This window comes from Serratia bockelmannii (genome assembly GCF_008011855.1).
GTDB classification, from domain to species: Bacteria; Pseudomonadota; Gammaproteobacteria; order Enterobacterales; family Enterobacteriaceae; genus Serratia; species Serratia bockelmannii.
Window position 1 is genome coordinate 84243 of sequence record NZ_VOUX01000032.1, and the last position, 14225, is coordinate 98467.

The window sequence follows — 14225 nt, forward strand, 5'->3', positions numbered from 1 at the left end:
TCTCAGCGTTACGGATTACAGGGTGGCGCACGGCAGCAGCAGCTGGTCCAGCGGCTTGGCGGCGCCCGGGATCACGATGCGGCAGCGGCGTTGGCCTTCCCAGGCGACGTCCAGTTTTTCCTCCGGCTGCACGCCGGTCAGGTAGACCGAGCCGCCGTCGTTGACCACCGCGACCTCGCGGCCTTTCTCGCTCAGCACCGCGGCGCCGAACGGCGGTTCGCTGCCGTCCGCGAGGCGAATGGTGGCCAGCAGCTTGCTGCCTTTCACCACCTCGAAGTGGCGGTAGCCGATGGCGCCTTCGGTCAGCGTGCCTTGCACCACGGCGCGGGTGGCCTCGACGTCGTCTGCCAGCTTGTTGACGTCGATGCGGGTGTCGGTGTTGTAGTAGCTGGTGATGTCGGAAATCACCGCCAGCCCGAAACGGTTGCTGTAGGCGCGGCCGTTGTTGATCGGCACGCCGGCGATGCCGTCGGTGTCGAGCATCATGCGGCTGCCGCCGTTGCTCGAGTTCTGGTGCGCCGCGATGCCGTGCCGGGTCGCAGTGAGGCCGCCGCGGAACGAGCCGCCGATCGACGAGTAGCTGTCCTGCTGGTAAGAGGCGCTGGCGTTCAGTGAGCCAAACGAGGCGTTGTGGGTGTAGTACCCGCGCGCCAGCGATTTGCCGGACTGATTAAAGCCGCCGCTGACCTGCCAGGTATTGTCCGGATCGCTGTAGTCGTTGTACGACGCGGTCTGCGTGACATCGCCGTTGTTGGTTTGCAGCGCATAGCCGACGCGCCGACGGTCGCCGATCGGCACGGTGAAGTTGAGCATCACACTGTCGTCGGTGCGGCCCTGGTAATAGGTGCGGTAAGCCGACAGCGAGGCGGTGATGTTGCTGATATCGCCGACGCTGAACAGCTTGCTGGCCGACAGCCCGTAACGGTCCTGGGTTCGCGCATCCCAATAGGTCTGGTGCGAGTAGGTCAGGTAGGCGGTGATCGCCTTGGCGCTGTCTTCCGCCATAAAGGTTTTGCTGGCGGTGATGGTGTACAGCTCTTTCTGGCGGCCGTTGTAATTCTTGTCGTAATCGCCGTAACGCTCCTGCAGGTACTGCGACATGTTCATGAACTTGCGCTGCGAGAAGCGGTAGCCGGCGAAGGTGATCTGGCTGTTCAGCTCGTCGAAGCGTTTGGCGTAGTTGAGCTTGAACGACATACCGCTGGCGGTCGGCTCGCCGGGCAGACGGGCGATCGACTGGGTGACGTCCAGCGACATGGCGCCGAACACGTTCAGATCGCGGCCGAGGCCGAGCGCCCAGGCGTTATAGTCGCCGCCGAGCAGCGCCCCGCCATACAGCGACCAGGCGTTGCTCAGCCCCCAGGAGAAGTCGCTGGCGGAAAACAGCGGGCCCTGGGTGCGGTGGTCGTAGGCCGAGGTTTTGCCGAGCGCCACGTTGTAGCGCACGTAGCCCGGGCGGGTCAGGTACGGAATGGTGGCGGTATCCACCTGGAAGGTCGAGACGGTGCCGTCCTGCTCTTCCACCTTGACGTCCAGCTTGCCGCGCACCGAGCTGTTGAGATCCTGAATGGCGAACGGCCCGGCGGGCACGGTGGTTTCGTACAGCGTGCGGCCTTCCTGCGAGACGGTGATCTTGGCGTTGCTCTTGGCGATGCCGCGCACTTCCGGCGCGTAGCCCTGCAGGTTCGGCGGCAGCATGCGCTCGTCGCTGGCCAGATTGAGGCCGGTGAAGCGATAGGCGTCGAACACCCCGGAGTCGAGATAAATCTCACCCAGCGTCAGCTTGGCGGCCTGCATCGGCAGCGCGCGGTAGGCGTAGATCTGGTTCCAGTCGAAGCCGGTGCTGCGATCGCCGGCCTGCTGATTGTAATTGGCCTGGTAGTCCGCGCGCAGGCGCCAGGGGCCCAGGTTGGCGCCCAGCGTGCCGTAGCTGCTCAGGTTCTGGGCGGTGTTGTTGTTGTGATTCTGCTTGCCTAACTGGCCGCTCAGGTTGTAGTCCAGTAGCAGACCGGGAATGCCGTCGTCCCACTGTTCGGGCGGCGTCCAGTCGGGATCGGAGTATTTCATCCATGCCTGCGGGATGGTGATCGCCAGCACGCCGCCGCCGATGCGATCGGAGACGGTCGCGCCTTTGACGCCGCGAATGTCGGCGCACTGGTTGTCGTGCCACAGGGTGACTTTTTTGGCCGCCTCTTCTTTCAGCGCCATTTTTTCCACCAGGTCAGGCGGCAGGCACACCTGGCTGCCGCTCTTGTTATCCGGTGACGGGAAATACTGAATGCTGCGCTGGGGCAGCGTTTTCTGGTTGATCTTGATGTCCAGCAAATAAGCGCCGGGCATGACGTAGTCGGCGTCGGAGAAGCGCGAAAGGTCCACTTTGCTGCGCTCGCCGATATCCAGGACGTCGGTATTGAATTCCGTGGCGGAAAATGCCGGACGCACCCAGAGGAAAGATAGAATGACGAGGAGAGGTAGGTGTTTCCGTGTCAGTAATGACGTCATAGCATAATCACTCATGGCAAGTCCGCGCCCAATAGCAGGTCATCCGTACGACCTGAATACGTAATGCTGTGCAGCGCCCGCCGGCGCTAGAGATAAGACAGGGTGAATTTGGCCAGAGAGCTGAAGCCGCCTGCCCGCGCCTTGTCAGGATGCAGGCGCAACTGCGCGCCAAAGCGCAGCGTGTTGTCGCCGGCGACGATCTGGTAATCCGCCGTCGTGCTGCCGAGCGGGATCGGGGTGCCGGCATCGGTCAACAGCTCGATAGCCACGCCCTGCGCCTCGCCGTAAACGCCGAGCAGGGAAGGATCCCCACTGTCGGCGGTGCCGTCGAACGTGACGTTGGCCGCGCGATAGATGAAGTCAGGTTTCACCTGACTGGCCAGCTCGCAGTTCACCAGTTTGATCGTGAAATGGCGGCGGCTGCCGATCAGCACCGATTGCCCGTCCTGCGAGGCGTCGGTCATGGAAATCAGACCAAAATCGACGGTTTGATCCAGACTGTCGCTGGCGATGCCGCACGGCGTTTCAACGATGGTGCCGCCCAGGCTGACTTTGCCGTGGCCCTGATTTTTCGCTGCCGCCGCCGCGCTGCCGACGCTGAGCGCGATGAGCAACAGGCCGCAAAGGCGGATAGTCATGCTGGCGTCTCCCTGTCTTTCCCTGTTCCCTTGCCGGTATCCGCGGCATGCAATAAAGCGGGGGATGCCCTGAGACATCCCCTGTGGGGTATTACAGGTAAGCCAGGGTGAAGTTCGCCACGCTGGTGAAGTCGCCTGGTACCACGGCGCTTGAGGCGCTGCTGCCCTGCAGGTAAGCGGCGAATTTCAGCGAGTTGTCGCCGTCGTTCAGACCCTGACCGTCGGTTGCGGTGCCCAGTTCCACTTCTTTGGAGTGCAGGTTGTCGTAGATCACGATGCCGGCGCCGGTTGCCGTGCCGCTCAGGGCCAGCAGTTTGTTGTTGACCGGATCAGGCGTGCCGGTAAAGGTCACTTTGACGTTTTTCATGGTGGAGATGGAGCAATCTTTCAGTTCGATGTTGAAAGGCTGCATGCTGGATTTACCCTGGTTGGCCAGGATGCGGCTGCTGATCTGGCCCATCGGCACGGTTTGGTCAACGGATTCCGGCGCGACGCTGCATGGCGCATCGATAATTTCGCCGGTAAAGGTGACTTTACCGCTGCCCTGATTAGATGCGGCATGAGCAACAGAGGCGGAAGCGAAAGCAATCACGGTTGCCAGCATTAATTTATTCAGTTTCATTTCTCAGGTTCCTGTAGAGAGTTTTTAAATAAAAGAACAGCACATCTAAATCCCCCGCGGCGGCGGCAACGCCATGTCGCCGTCCGTGCGGTTGGAGCCAGATCCTTTTGCTCTGGGCAATACGCCGACATCCGTTATTTATGAGAAATAACGAGATTTGGAAAATCGACAATGGATTTTCTGGTAAATAAAATACGAGTTTTACGTGTGGCGTGTTGCTGGGAATATTCTTGCAAATAATAGTATTGCTTGGAAATAGATTTTATTAAATTAAGTCAAATTCAGAATATAAAACCAAAAGGAAAAAGAAACATATTTGCTTTAAAATCAATAGATCGTATACAAATATTATCCAGTATAAATCACTATATAAATAACGATATGCGAGATATTAGATCGGGGGAAATAGGGTGATACCTACAATTCACAATATTGTTTTGCTAATATCGCCCTTAGGCAGCAGATGATGCATTTCCCTTTAGAAACAAAATATAAAACATAATTCATTGTTTTTATTGTTGTTTCATGGTTTTTTGTTCACGAGAGATTGGGTTTCTTATTCGCGTTTAGTTCGCGTTTAAGCCTAATTGATTAACAATTAAATAACAATTACACCGGTAGTGAATTATCCTATCGCATTGCGGTATAGGGATTTTTCACCGTCTAACCCATTTTGATTAATCAAATTAAGGCATGTGCTGCTGCCGTTCGCCACATAATGATGACCTAAGTGACAATTAAAGGATTATAAACGGAATGATAACGATGATTAATGCTTGCAGCGGGCGCCGCTGGATGGGTTTGGCTATATTTCTGCTGTCTTTTATGGCGCTTTCTGGCTGTGCGGGCGGGAGCAAGACAAAACTGAATTCCGTGAAAAAAATCTCACAGAATAATCCTAATGATAAATCTGATGAGCAACGCATCGCACTTTGTCAGCAACGGGTTAATTCATTAAAGAATATTAATCCGCAAAGTTACCAAAAACGCATCGCCTATTTTAACGGCCTTCTTTCCAACGCCTCCGGATATGCCGGGGTACGCGGCAACGTGGATGAGAGTACCCGTAAAGCGATAGATGCTCTTTATCAATATAAAACCGAGAAATTCTGCGCCGACGTCGAGCATGAGCTGATGTCCGATCTGTCCAGCCGGGTTGAGAATCTGTAGCCATGAAGCGATGCGCGCAGGGATGGGCGATGGTTCTTTTGCTGTTAGCGGCGAGCGGGGCCGCTTGCGCCGCCGATGACGGCATTCCCGCGCTGTTGAAGTTTGCCGAACAACGGCAGGCGCCTCCGGCCGCGCCCAGGGAAGAAACCGTGCGTAAATCGGCGCCCGCACCGGTCACCAAACCGGCCACCAAACCGGCCGCCATCGTCGGGGCAGACAGCGTTCGTTTAACGTCGCTGAAGCAGTCTTTGCAACAACAGGCGGAGAAAATCCGTCAGTTGGAGCGGCAGTTGGCGGCGGCTCAGGCCGCGGCGGCGGCGAAACGGGAGCGGGTCGTCGTCGATATTCGGCCGCTGGCCGATGCCCTGAAGGGATTGCGGCAAGCCGTTGCGCCGGTGCCAGAGGTGGGCGCATTGGCCGCTTCGCTCACGCGGGCCGAACAGCGCAGCGCAAGTTTGGCGGCGCAACTGGCACAGCAGCAGCAGCGGGTAGAGACCTTGCTGGCCGAACGGCAGCAGGCGGCCAAGCCACCCGTGCTGGCCAGTGAGGCGGACAAGCTGGCATATGCCGCCGGCGTGTCGCTCGGGCGCGACATTCTGCATCTGCAGCAGGAGAACCGGCGCGCGGGGCTGGAGGCGGAGAGTCCGCTGTTGTTGGCGGGCATCGCCGATACCCTGGCCGGGCAGTTGCGGCTGGATGAGGCCGCCATCGACAGCGCGCTGCGCACGGCGCATCAGCGCTTGCAGCAGGCGCAGCAGACGCAGGCTCCGCCTCTGGACGGTAAAGACTATCTGGCCGCTTTTACCCGCCAGGAGGGCGTCAAGCAGGATGCGCTCGGTTTCTACTACCGGGTGGACTATGCCGGCAGCGGGGCGATCGGCGCCGACGATCGGGTAGATATCGTGGTGCGCGAAAGCCTGACCGACGGGCGGGTGGTCAAAGACATGGAGCTGGCGGGGACGGTGATCTCACAGCCGTTGACGCGCTATCCGCCGCTGTTTCGCGCCGCTATCGAGAAGCTGCAGCGCCACGGCTCGATCACGCTGGTGGTGCCGCCGGCGCTGGCGTACGGCAAACAGGGCAGCCCGCCGGCGATCCCCCCGAATGCCACCATGATTTACACCCTGCGCATCGCTGACGTGCAGCCGTGAGCGGGGTGCTCAGCAGTAACCACTCAGGAGGAATGCTATGGCCAAGGCGCCGAAAACGTTTGAAAGCAGAAAATCGCTGATGCTGAATGTGTTGCAAGGGTTGTGCAGGGAGCGTGTGGAAGGATCCGGGGGCCATCATCCCCCGCCGGAACAGTGGCCGAAGACGCGCGAGCTGGCGGATAAATGCGGCGAAAATATTTATACCACCCGCACCCTGCTGCTGGCGCTGGAAAAGGAGGGCAAGGTTCACTGCACCCACCGCAGCATCAACAATTCTCTCCGTTGGTACAGCTGCGACGAACAGGCAGCGATAAAAAAAGAGTGATTCGACCTTGGTGGTCGCTTTTGACTATTCCCACAGCCAATCATTAATTAAATTTATCATTTGACGGGGCGTTTCGCTCCGTCAATCCTCCCTCTTCGTTCACTGCCATCCGCACAGCCATTGCTAAGATGTTTTTTGCGGCCATATACTTATCGCTCAGACGGGAACAGGTGTAGGGAGCCGGCATCGTAATGAAGGAAAAGAAAGACATACTGAGATTGGATGATATTCATTATCAAATAGACAGCCAGGTGATCCTGGATTCCGTCTCTTTCACGCTGGGTGAAGGTGAGTTCAAACTGATCACCGGGCCTTCCGGCTGCGGGAAAAGCACCCTGCTGAAAATCATCTCTTCCTTAATGGATCCGACCAGCGGAAAGCTCTATTTCGACGGCCAGGCGATCGACGAGATGTCGCCGGAGGCGTATCGCAAGCAGGTCTCTTACTGCTTTCAGACGCCGTCACTGTTCGGCAATACGGTTTACGACAATCTGGCGCTGCCCTACCAGATCCGTCAACAGCCGCCGGCCGAGCGAAAAATGAAGGCCGATCTGGCGCGTTTCGGCCTGCCGGAGGCGATGCTGACCAAAAGCATCAATGAACTGTCCGGCGGGGAGAAGCAGCGCGTGTCCCTGATCCGCAACCTGCAGTTTATGCCGCGGGTGCTGTTGCTCGATGAGATCACCAGCGCGTTGGACGAGGAAAATAAGCGCAACGTCAACGAAATAGTGCATCAACTGGTGGCGGAACACCGGCTGGCGGTGCTGTGGGTGACGCACGATACCGAAGAGATAGCGCATGCGGACGAGGTGATCACCCTGCGCGCGCATGGCGCCGAGCAACAGGAGCAACAGCATGAATCAGCATAACATCACCAACGAATCCTTGGGCTTGTCGATGGTGCTGGTGGTGGTCGCCATCCTGATCAGCCACCGGGAAAAACTGGCGCTGGAAAAGGACATTATCTGGAGCATCTGCCGCGCGGTGGTGCAGCTGATCATCGTCGGCTACGTGCTGAAGTATATTTTCGACCTGGATAACGCCGTTCTCACCGTGTTGATGGTGCTGTTCATCTGCTATAACGCGGCCTACAACGCCAAGAAACGCAGCAAGTACATCGAACACGCGTTCGTGACGTCGTTTATCGCCATTACCACCGGCGCGGTGCTGACGCTGGCGGTGCTGGTATTGACCGGCTCCATCGAGTTTACGCCGATGCAGGTGATCCCCATCTCCGGGATGATCGCCGGTAACGCCATGGTGGCGGTGGGGCTGTGCTACACCAACCTCGGCCAGCGTTTCAAAGGCGAGCAGCAGAAGATTCAGGAGATGCTCAGCCTGGGGGCTACGCCCAAGTTCGCGTCGGCGGCGCTGATCCGCGACAGCATCCGTGCTTCGCTGATCCCGACCGTGGACTCGGCGAAAACCGTTGGGCTGGTCAGCTTGCCGGGCATGATGTCCGGGCTGATCTTTGCCGGTATCGATCCGGTGAAAGCGATCAAATACCAGATTATGGTGACCTTCATGCTGCTTTCTACTGCCAGCCTGTCAACCATCATCGCCTGCTATTTGGCCTACCGTAAGTTTTACAACGAGCGCCACCAGCTGGTGGTCGGCAACCTGAAGTAACGCCATGAAAAACGGCCTCCGCGGAGGCCGTTTTTTTACCCTTGCAGCAGGGCGATGCTCTGGCGGATTTCCCGTTCGATATCCACCTCGCTCCAGCTGTCCAGTTGTGAAGAGAAGGGCTCGAAGGTATAGACGCCGGTGTAGCCCAGGCGTTCGAGGTTCTGTACCTGGCGGCGGCTCTCTAGCCGATCGCCCTCGCTCAGCATAATGCGCTCTTCGTCGCTCAACGTGCCTTTATCCCGCCCGTCCTCCACGCCGGACAGATGCACCAGGCCGATCTGCGCCACCTGGATCTGCGCGTCGAAGTCGGCTTGCGTCACGCCGCTCAGATAGTGGTGGAACGTATCGAGCACGATACGGTACGGCGCGCCCGAGTCGCGGATGAGCGCCTGGGTCAGCAGCGACGATCGCAACGAGCTGATGCCGAAGCCCAACGGTTCGACGTATCCCTGTACGCCATAGCGCGCAAACAGCGGTGCCAGCAGCCGCAACGCGGCGAGGGTGTCGTCGCGTTTTTGCTGCTCGCTGCGCGTGTCGTCGGCGCTGCAGTGCGGGCACAGCACCAGCGCCCGGCTGTGGATGGCCTGCGCCTGCGCCAGCAACGCTTCGGCGCGCTGCTGCAGCGCCGCCGGGTCATCCATCAGATTGAACATGCCGAGGGCGTTGATCGTGACGATTTCAATGCCGTATTGCGCGGCGAGCGCGTTGAGCTGCGCGTCGCTCAGATCGTCGGTCACCTTGCCGCTGGGCATGTCGTTGCGCAGCTCAACTTTGCTGAGCCCGCAGCGTTTCACCAGGCGGAAAAAATGGTCCAGATTGAGATTCGGCGCGATCTTGCGGTTAATGCAGAAGCGGTCCAGCGCAATGTTCATGGGCATGACTCCAGCGGTCAGGGTTGAGAGATCAGGATTTGCCGTTTTCCAGCGGCAGCGGCTTGCCGTCGGGCAGGGATTGGCGGTGGCGTTTGGCCATCACCACCTGCTCCATTTTTTCCAGTGAGACGCCTTTGGTTTCCGGAATATAGCGGCCGATAAACCAGTAGCTGAACAGACAGCAGGCGGCGAAGATCCACATCGGGAAGGCGCCGTGGAAATGCGAGAACAGGTAAGGGTGGTCGTTGATCATCGGGAACGACTGCGACACCGCGAAGTTGGCGACCCACATGCAGCCGACGGCGATGCTCATCCCCTGCGCGCGCATGCGGTTCGGGAAGATTTCCGACACCAGCACCCAGGCGCCGACGCCCCAGGACAGCGCATAGAACACCATGAAGAACAGCATGCCGAACAGCGCGAAATAGCCGGTGGCCTGGGTGTAGAGCGCGTACGAGGTGAGCAGCAGGCCGGCGATGGCGCCCAGCGTGCCGTAACGCATCAGCGGAATGCGGCCCATGCGATCCATCAGCATGGCGCCGATGACCGAACCGACCAGCTGCAGCACGCCGATCCAGATGGTCTGGAACAGCGCTTCCTGCGCGTTTTCGGTGACGGTTTTCAGCACTACGGGCGCGTAGTACATCATCACGTTGACGCCGGTGACCTGCTGTAACATGGCGATCATGCAGCCGACGAACAGGATAAACCGCACCCGCACATCGCCGTAGTTCAGCTTCCGGTGCTGTTGCTGTTGATCCTGCTGCAGCGAGTCTTTGATTTCTTTCAGCAGATTCTGCGCGTGGGCGGCGTTGGAGACCTTGGTCAACATCGCCAGCGCCTGATCGTCGCGGCCCATCATCACGTTCCAGCGCGGCGATTCAGGAATGACGAACACCAGGATGCAGAACAGAATGCAGGGGATCACGCCCGAGGCGAACATCCAGCGCCAGCCCATTTCCACCAGCCAGGCTTCGCTGGCGAGGCTGGCGATTTTGAAGTTGACGTAGAAAATCACGATCTGGCCAAAGACGATGGCGAATTGCTGCATGCTGAGCGCCCGCCCGCGCATGTCTTTCGGCGACACCTCCGACATGTACATCGGCGACACGGTGGCGGCAATGCCGACCGCCAGCCCGCCGATGATGCGGTAGATGACGAACCAGGTGAAGGTCGGGGCCAATGCGGCGCCGACGGCGGACACGGTGAACAGCAGCGCCGCCAGCATCAGCGCCTTTTTGCGGCCCCAGCGCGCCGCCAGCGGCCCGGCGGCGAAGGCGCCGACCACGCAGCCGATCACCACGTTGGAGACGGCCCAACCGGTTTCGGCCGGGCTGAGACTGAAATAGGTTTTCAACGCTTCGATCGCGCCGGAGATCACGGCGGTATCGTAGCCGAACAGAATGCCGCCCAGGGCGGCGATGCCGCAAATTCGCAATATGTAGCCGGTATTGTGCTTACGCTGATATGACATGTGTTGCTCCGATTTTTATCCTGGCTTCCGTCCGCACGGTCGGGGTGTCGGGAAGAGGGCGAGCGGAAGGGTGTGAACCGTGCCTGTCATCAAGGCGATGTCGTCGATAAATGCTGGAACAAACAAGAACATTTATTTCATAATTAGTGAATAATGGAATATTGATTTTTAGATCCAGTTCAAAAAAAACCGTCACCTCTGCGCCAGGCGCCTTGGGCGTTCGGGGGCGGACGGTAACGACGGCAGAGCAGGCTCAGTGCGGGTTTTCTGTAGCAAAGTCAGTGTGTATTAGCTCTGTTTTCTCCGCCGCTGTTGTGCTTTCCCTGGCACGGCAATGAAAGCGCCAATCCGATCGACACCGCAAAATTGCGACCTCACGCACTAAAAACAAATTTTTCAAAACAATTTATTTGAAACTTTTTTTTCAATGAAATAGAGTTTGCTGCATCCGGTCAGGATTTAGCCGGCTTGCCGACGGAGTTTGGCGAGCGGGACGATTAACGCCGCGCCGCCTGTGAGTGGCCTGGCGACAGCGGACTTGAAAAGAGGGCGTGACATGAAAACCGTGGGTAATTTTATTGACGGGCAGGTGTGCCTGAGCAGCAGCAATCAAACCATCGACGTGCACAACCCAGCCAGCGGGCAGGTTGAGCGGCGCGTCACGCAGAGCACCGCCGCCGAAGTCAAACAGGCCATCGACGTGGCGCATCGGGCGTTCGCCGACTGGTCGCGCACCACGCCGCTGCGCCGTGCGCGCATCATGTTCAATTTCAAGGCGCTGTTGGAACAACACCGCGACGAGCTGGCCGAGCTTATCGTCAGCGAGCACGGCAAAGTGTATTCGGATGCGCTGGGCGAACTGACGCGCGGCATGGAAGTGGTCGAATTCGCCTGCGGTATCCCGCATCTGATCAAGGGAGAGTATTCGCCGGACGTCGGCAGCGGCGTCGACAGCTTCTCGCTGATGCAGCCGCTGGGTGTGGTGGCGGGCATTACCCCGTTCAACTTCCCGGCGATGGTGCCGATGTGGATGTTCCCCATCGCACTGGCCTGCGGCAACACCTTTATCCTCAAGCCGCCGGCGCTGGTGCCTTCGGCCTCGGTGCGCCTGGCGGAGCTGCTGAAAGAAGCCGGCCTGCCGGACGGCGTGTTCAACGTGGTGCACTGCGCCAATGAAGATGCGGCGCAGCTGTGCACCGATCCGCGCATTCAGGCGGTGAGCTTCGTCGGTTCCTCCACCGTGGCGGAACATATCTATACCACTGCCAGCGCGCACGGCAAGCGGGTACAGGCCTTCGGCGCGGCGAAAAACCAGGCGATCGTCATGCCGGACGCCGATCTGGACGCCACGGTCAACGCGTTGATGGGCGGCGCGTTCGGCTCCGCCGGTGAGCGTTGCATGGCGCTGCCGATCGCCGTGGTGGTCGGTGACGATACCGCCGACAAACTGATCGCCAAACTGAAGCCGCTGATCGCGCAGCTGCGCGTCGGGCCGGGCTTGCAGCAGGGTGGCGAAGAGAATGAAATGGGGCCGCTGGTGTCGTCTGCCCACCAGAAAAAGGTGCTGGGCTACATCGATCTGGGCGTGGAAGAAGGCGCAACCCTGGTGGCCGACGGCCGCAATTATCAGGTGCCGGGCTACCCTGAAGGCTACTACGTCGGCGGCACGCTGTTCGACCATGTGAAGCCGAATATGCGCATCTACCGCGAAGAGATCTTCGGGCCAGTGCTGGGCATCGTGCGGGTGCCGGACTATCGCACCGCCATCGACACGGTCAACGGCCATGAGTTTGGCAACGGCAGCGCCATCTTTACCGGCAGCGGCCACTACGCGCGTCAGTTCGTGCAGGAAGTGCAGGCCGGGATGGTCGGCGTCAACGTGCCGGTGCCGGTGCCGATGGCGTTCCACAGCTTCGGCGGCTGGAAGCGCTCGGTGTTCGGCGCGTTGAACGTGCACGGCACCGACGGCGTGCGCTTCTACACGCGCATGAAGACCGCCACCGCACGCTGGCCGGCCGGGCAGCAGACGGTGTCCGAATTCAGCATGCCGACGCTGGGTTAAGCGCTGTCATATTCAGGCCAGGCCGTTGCTCCTTCGGGGCAGCGGCCTTTGCACGGGTCATTAACAGGAGAATCGAGATGTCTTCACTGCTTGCCAAATGTCAGACGCCGAATGCCGAGGGGCGTATTCAGCACGTGACGCCGGAAAATGCCGGTTGGCGCTATGTCGGCTTTGACGTTTACCGCCTGGCCGCCGGGCAGTCGCTGCAGCTTGAGTGCGGCGACCAGGAACTGTGCCTGGTGCTGGTTGCCGGTATCGCCTCCGTCGCCACGCTGCGCGCCGAATACCCGCATATCGGTAAACGCATGAGCCCGTTCGAACGTACGCCGCCTTACGCGGTGTATGTGCCGCACCACGATCGCATCGACGTGCGGGCAGAAACCGATCTGGAGCTGGCGGTGTGCAGCGCACCCGGCAGCGGCCACCTGCCTTCACGGCTGATTACGCCGGCGGATATCGGCGTGGAGCGGCGCGGCAAGGGGCGTAACCAGCGGTTGGTGCATAACATTCTGCCGGACAGTGAGCCGGCCGACAGTCTACTGGTGGTGGAGGTTTACACCGACGAGGGCAATACCAGCTCCTACCCGAGCCACAAGCACGATCAAGAAGACTCACCGCACGAAACCTATCTCGAAGAGACGTACTATCACCGCATACAGCCGGAGCAGGGGTTCTGCATGCAGCGCGTCTATACCGACGATCGCACGCTCGATGAGTGCATGCCGGTCTACAATCGTGACGTGGTGAAAGTGCCGCGCGGTTATCACCCGGTGGCGACCCTGGCGGGTTACGACAACTATTACCTCAACGTGATGGCCGGGCCGGTGCGGCAGTGGAAATTCACCTGGGAAAAAGACCACGCCTGGATTAACGGCGACGGCTATCCCGCCGCGCAATAAGCGCCTGAGGCCCGGCTTGCCGGGCTTTTTTGTCAGCCTTACTCGTCCCGGGCGTTATTCAGCGCCAGCGAGACCGCCAGCGTCTGCGCCAGGCACATCGAAGCCACCTGCGAGCGGAACCCGTCCACCTGCGCTTCGCGCACCACGAAACAGACGTCGCTGAAGGCGGCCAGCGGGCTGACCTGGCTGTCGGTGATGGCGATCTGCTGCGCGCCGCGCTTGGCGCCCAATTCCACCAGTTCCACCGCCTCGCGGGCGTATGGCGAATAGCTGATGGCGATCACCACGTCCTTCGGTTTCACCATGCTCAGCTGTTCGGTGAACATCCCGCCCAGGCCGTCGATCAGAAACGCGCGGCGCTCCAGATGGCGCAGCGCATAGGTGAGGTAGGAAGCGACGCTGAACGAGCGGCGCAGGCCGATCACGTAGATGTTTTCAGCGTTGTTGAGCAGCTCGACGGCGCGATCCAGCTGCTCGGGAGCGATCTGCATCGCCAGCTGCTGCAGCGCCTGCGCGTTGACCATGGTGAATACGTTGAGAATCTCCGCCGGCTTCTCTGGCGCGACGTTGTCGTCGGTGGAGGTTTGGCGGAACAGGCGCGCGCGCTCGGTATAGTTCACCGTCTCTTCCATCAGATGCTGACGGAACACCTGCTTCATTTCGTTGAAGCCGCTGAAACCGAAGGCGTTGGCGAAACGGATCAGGGTGGAAGGCGGCACGCTGGCCTGTGCGGCGATGGAGGCAACGGTATCGAAAGCGATGCTGTTACTGTTATCCAAAATATAGCGCGCCACCTGTTTCAAACGCTTGCTCAGCGTTTCATAACGGTGGCGGATCTCGTCCTGTAACAGCGAAAGTTGAGTTGGGTTGTTCATCCATTC

The 14225-nt window shown here is 59.4% G+C and carries 13 protein-coding genes; 7 read left to right on the forward strand and 6 right to left on the reverse strand.

What is annotated here, in order from left to right; genetic code table 11:
* Nucleotides 1–15: 15 nt before the first annotated feature.
* The 3 genes from FOT55_RS16005 to FOT55_RS16015 all read right to left on the reverse strand — a co-directional run bounded on the left by FOT55_RS16005 (nt 16) and on the right by FOT55_RS16015 (nt 3762).
* Entirely contained in the window at nt 16–2502 is a 2487-nt protein-coding gene (locus tag FOT55_RS16005; RefSeq protein WP_147823708.1) for a fimbria/pilus outer membrane usher protein, read from the reverse strand.
* Between the two features lie 86 nt (nt 2503–2588).
* The gene (locus FOT55_RS16010) at nt 2589–3140 is read right to left on the reverse strand and encodes a fimbrial protein (RefSeq protein WP_025304586.1); all 552 of its coding nucleotides are present in this window, start codon (nt 3138–3140) and stop codon (nt 2589–2591) included.
* Nucleotides 3141–3231: 91 nt separating this feature from the next.
* The gene (locus FOT55_RS16015; RefSeq protein WP_015379342.1) at nt 3232–3762 is read right to left on the reverse strand and encodes a fimbrial protein; all 531 of its coding nucleotides are present in this window, start codon (nt 3760–3762) and stop codon (nt 3232–3234) included.
* A 795-nt stretch (nt 3763–4557) separates the two neighbouring features.
* Between FOT55_RS16015 and FOT55_RS16020 the strand changes: the two genes are divergently transcribed.
* From FOT55_RS16020 to fetB, 5 genes are all read left to right on the forward strand, one after another.
* The gene (locus FOT55_RS16020; RefSeq protein ID WP_373275267.1) at nt 4558–4932 is read left to right on the forward strand and encodes a hypothetical protein; all 375 of its coding nucleotides are present in this window, start codon (nt 4558–4560) and stop codon (nt 4930–4932) included.
* Between the two features lie 29 nt (nt 4933–4961).
* Nucleotides 4962–6083, forward strand: coding sequence for an FKBP-type peptidyl-prolyl cis-trans isomerase N-terminal domain-containing protein (locus FOT55_RS16025; RefSeq protein WP_187181955.1), 1122 nt, complete (start codon nt 4962–4964; stop codon nt 6081–6083).
* Between the two features lie 37 nt (nt 6084–6120).
* Entirely contained in the window at nt 6121–6408 is a 288-nt protein-coding gene (locus FOT55_RS16030; protein ID WP_004930885.1) for a FaeA/PapI family transcriptional regulator, read from the forward strand.
* Nucleotides 6409–6599: 191 nt separating this feature from the next.
* Nucleotides 6600–7277: an iron efflux ABC transporter ATP-binding subunit FetA gene (fetA, locus tag FOT55_RS16035; protein ID WP_049205592.1), complete on the forward strand. Its 678-nt coding sequence runs from the start codon at nt 6600–6602 to the stop codon at nt 7275–7277.
* Nucleotides 7264–8037 (forward strand): iron efflux ABC transporter permease subunit FetB, encoded by a 774-nt coding sequence (gene fetB / locus FOT55_RS16040; RefSeq protein WP_147823710.1) that lies wholly within the window; start codon nt 7264–7266, stop codon nt 8035–8037. The genes fetA and fetB overlap by 14 nt, the downstream gene beginning before the upstream one ends.
* Before the next feature lie 35 nt (nt 8038–8072).
* On the opposite strand, the gene FOT55_RS16045 is transcribed toward fetB, so the two are convergent.
* Nucleotides 8073–8909: a TIM barrel protein gene (locus tag FOT55_RS16045; protein WP_147823711.1), complete on the reverse strand. Its 837-nt coding sequence runs from the start codon at nt 8907–8909 to the stop codon at nt 8073–8075.
* Nucleotides 8910–8940: 31 nt separating this feature from the next.
* Nucleotides 8941–10383 carry a sugar porter family MFS transporter gene (locus FOT55_RS16050; protein ID WP_147823712.1) on the reverse strand — a complete coding sequence of 481 codons (1443 nt, stop codon included), beginning with the start codon at nt 10381–10383 and terminating at the stop codon, nt 8941–8943.
* 556 nt (nt 10384–10939) lie between these two features.
* On the opposite strand from FOT55_RS16050, the gene FOT55_RS16055 reads away from it, so the two are divergent.
* Together FOT55_RS16055 and iolB are read left to right on the forward strand one after the other, a co-directional pair.
* Entirely contained in the window at nt 10940–12445 is a 1506-nt protein-coding gene (locus FOT55_RS16055; RefSeq protein ID WP_025304579.1) for a CoA-acylating methylmalonate-semialdehyde dehydrogenase, read from the forward strand.
* A 77-nt stretch (nt 12446–12522) separates the two neighbouring features.
* The gene (gene iolB / locus FOT55_RS16060; RefSeq protein WP_025304578.1) at nt 12523–13344 is read left to right on the forward strand and encodes a 5-deoxy-glucuronate isomerase; all 822 of its coding nucleotides are present in this window, start codon (nt 12523–12525) and stop codon (nt 13342–13344) included.
* Between the two features lie 38 nt (nt 13345–13382).
* Here iolB and FOT55_RS16065 read toward each other — a convergent pair whose 3' ends face one another.
* A complete protein-coding gene (locus FOT55_RS16065) occupies nt 13383–14219 on the reverse strand; it encodes a MurR/RpiR family transcriptional regulator (RefSeq protein WP_004930856.1) in 837 nt (278 codons plus the stop codon).
* Nucleotides 14220–14225: the final 6 nt, after the last annotated feature.

What these genes read in the sequence shown, in the direction of transcription:
- FOT55_RS16005 (WP_147823708.1), bottom strand. Translation starts at nt 2,502, where the DNA reads ATGACGTCATTACTGACACGGAAACACCTACCTCTCCTCGTCATTCTA.
- FOT55_RS16010 (WP_025304586.1), bottom strand. Translation starts at nt 3,140, where the DNA reads ATGACTATCCGCCTTTGCGGCCTGTTGCTCATCGCGCTCAGCGTCGGC.
- FOT55_RS16015 (WP_015379342.1), bottom strand. Translation starts at nt 3,762, where the DNA reads ATGAAACTGAATAAATTAATGCTGGCAACCGTGATTGCTTTCGCTTCC.
- FOT55_RS16020 (WP_373275267.1), top strand. Translation starts at nt 4,558, where the DNA reads ATGGGTTTGGCTATATTTCTGCTGTCTTTTATGGCGCTTTCTGGCTGT.
- FOT55_RS16025 (WP_187181955.1), top strand. Translation starts at nt 4,962, where the DNA reads ATGGTTCTTTTGCTGTTAGCGGCGAGCGGGGCCGCTTGCGCCGCCGAT.
- FOT55_RS16030 (WP_004930885.1), top strand. Translation starts at nt 6,121, where the DNA reads ATGGCCAAGGCGCCGAAAACGTTTGAAAGCAGAAAATCGCTGATGCTG.
- fetA (WP_049205592.1), top strand. Translation starts at nt 6,600, where the DNA reads ATGAAGGAAAAGAAAGACATACTGAGATTGGATGATATTCATTATCAA.
- fetB (WP_147823710.1), top strand. Translation starts at nt 7,264, where the DNA reads ATGAATCAGCATAACATCACCAACGAATCCTTGGGCTTGTCGATGGTG.
- FOT55_RS16045 (WP_147823711.1), bottom strand. Translation starts at nt 8,909, where the DNA reads ATGAACATTGCGCTGGACCGCTTCTGCATTAACCGCAAGATCGCGCCG.
- FOT55_RS16050 (WP_147823712.1), bottom strand. Translation starts at nt 10,383, where the DNA reads ATGTCATATCAGCGTAAGCACAATACCGGCTACATATTGCGAATTTGC.
- FOT55_RS16055 (WP_025304579.1), top strand. Translation starts at nt 10,940, where the DNA reads ATGAAAACCGTGGGTAATTTTATTGACGGGCAGGTGTGCCTGAGCAGC.
- iolB (WP_025304578.1), top strand. Translation starts at nt 12,523, where the DNA reads ATGTCTTCACTGCTTGCCAAATGTCAGACGCCGAATGCCGAGGGGCGT.
- FOT55_RS16065 (WP_004930856.1), bottom strand. Translation starts at nt 14,219, where the DNA reads ATGAACAACCCAACTCAACTTTCGCTGTTACAGGACGAGATCCGCCAC.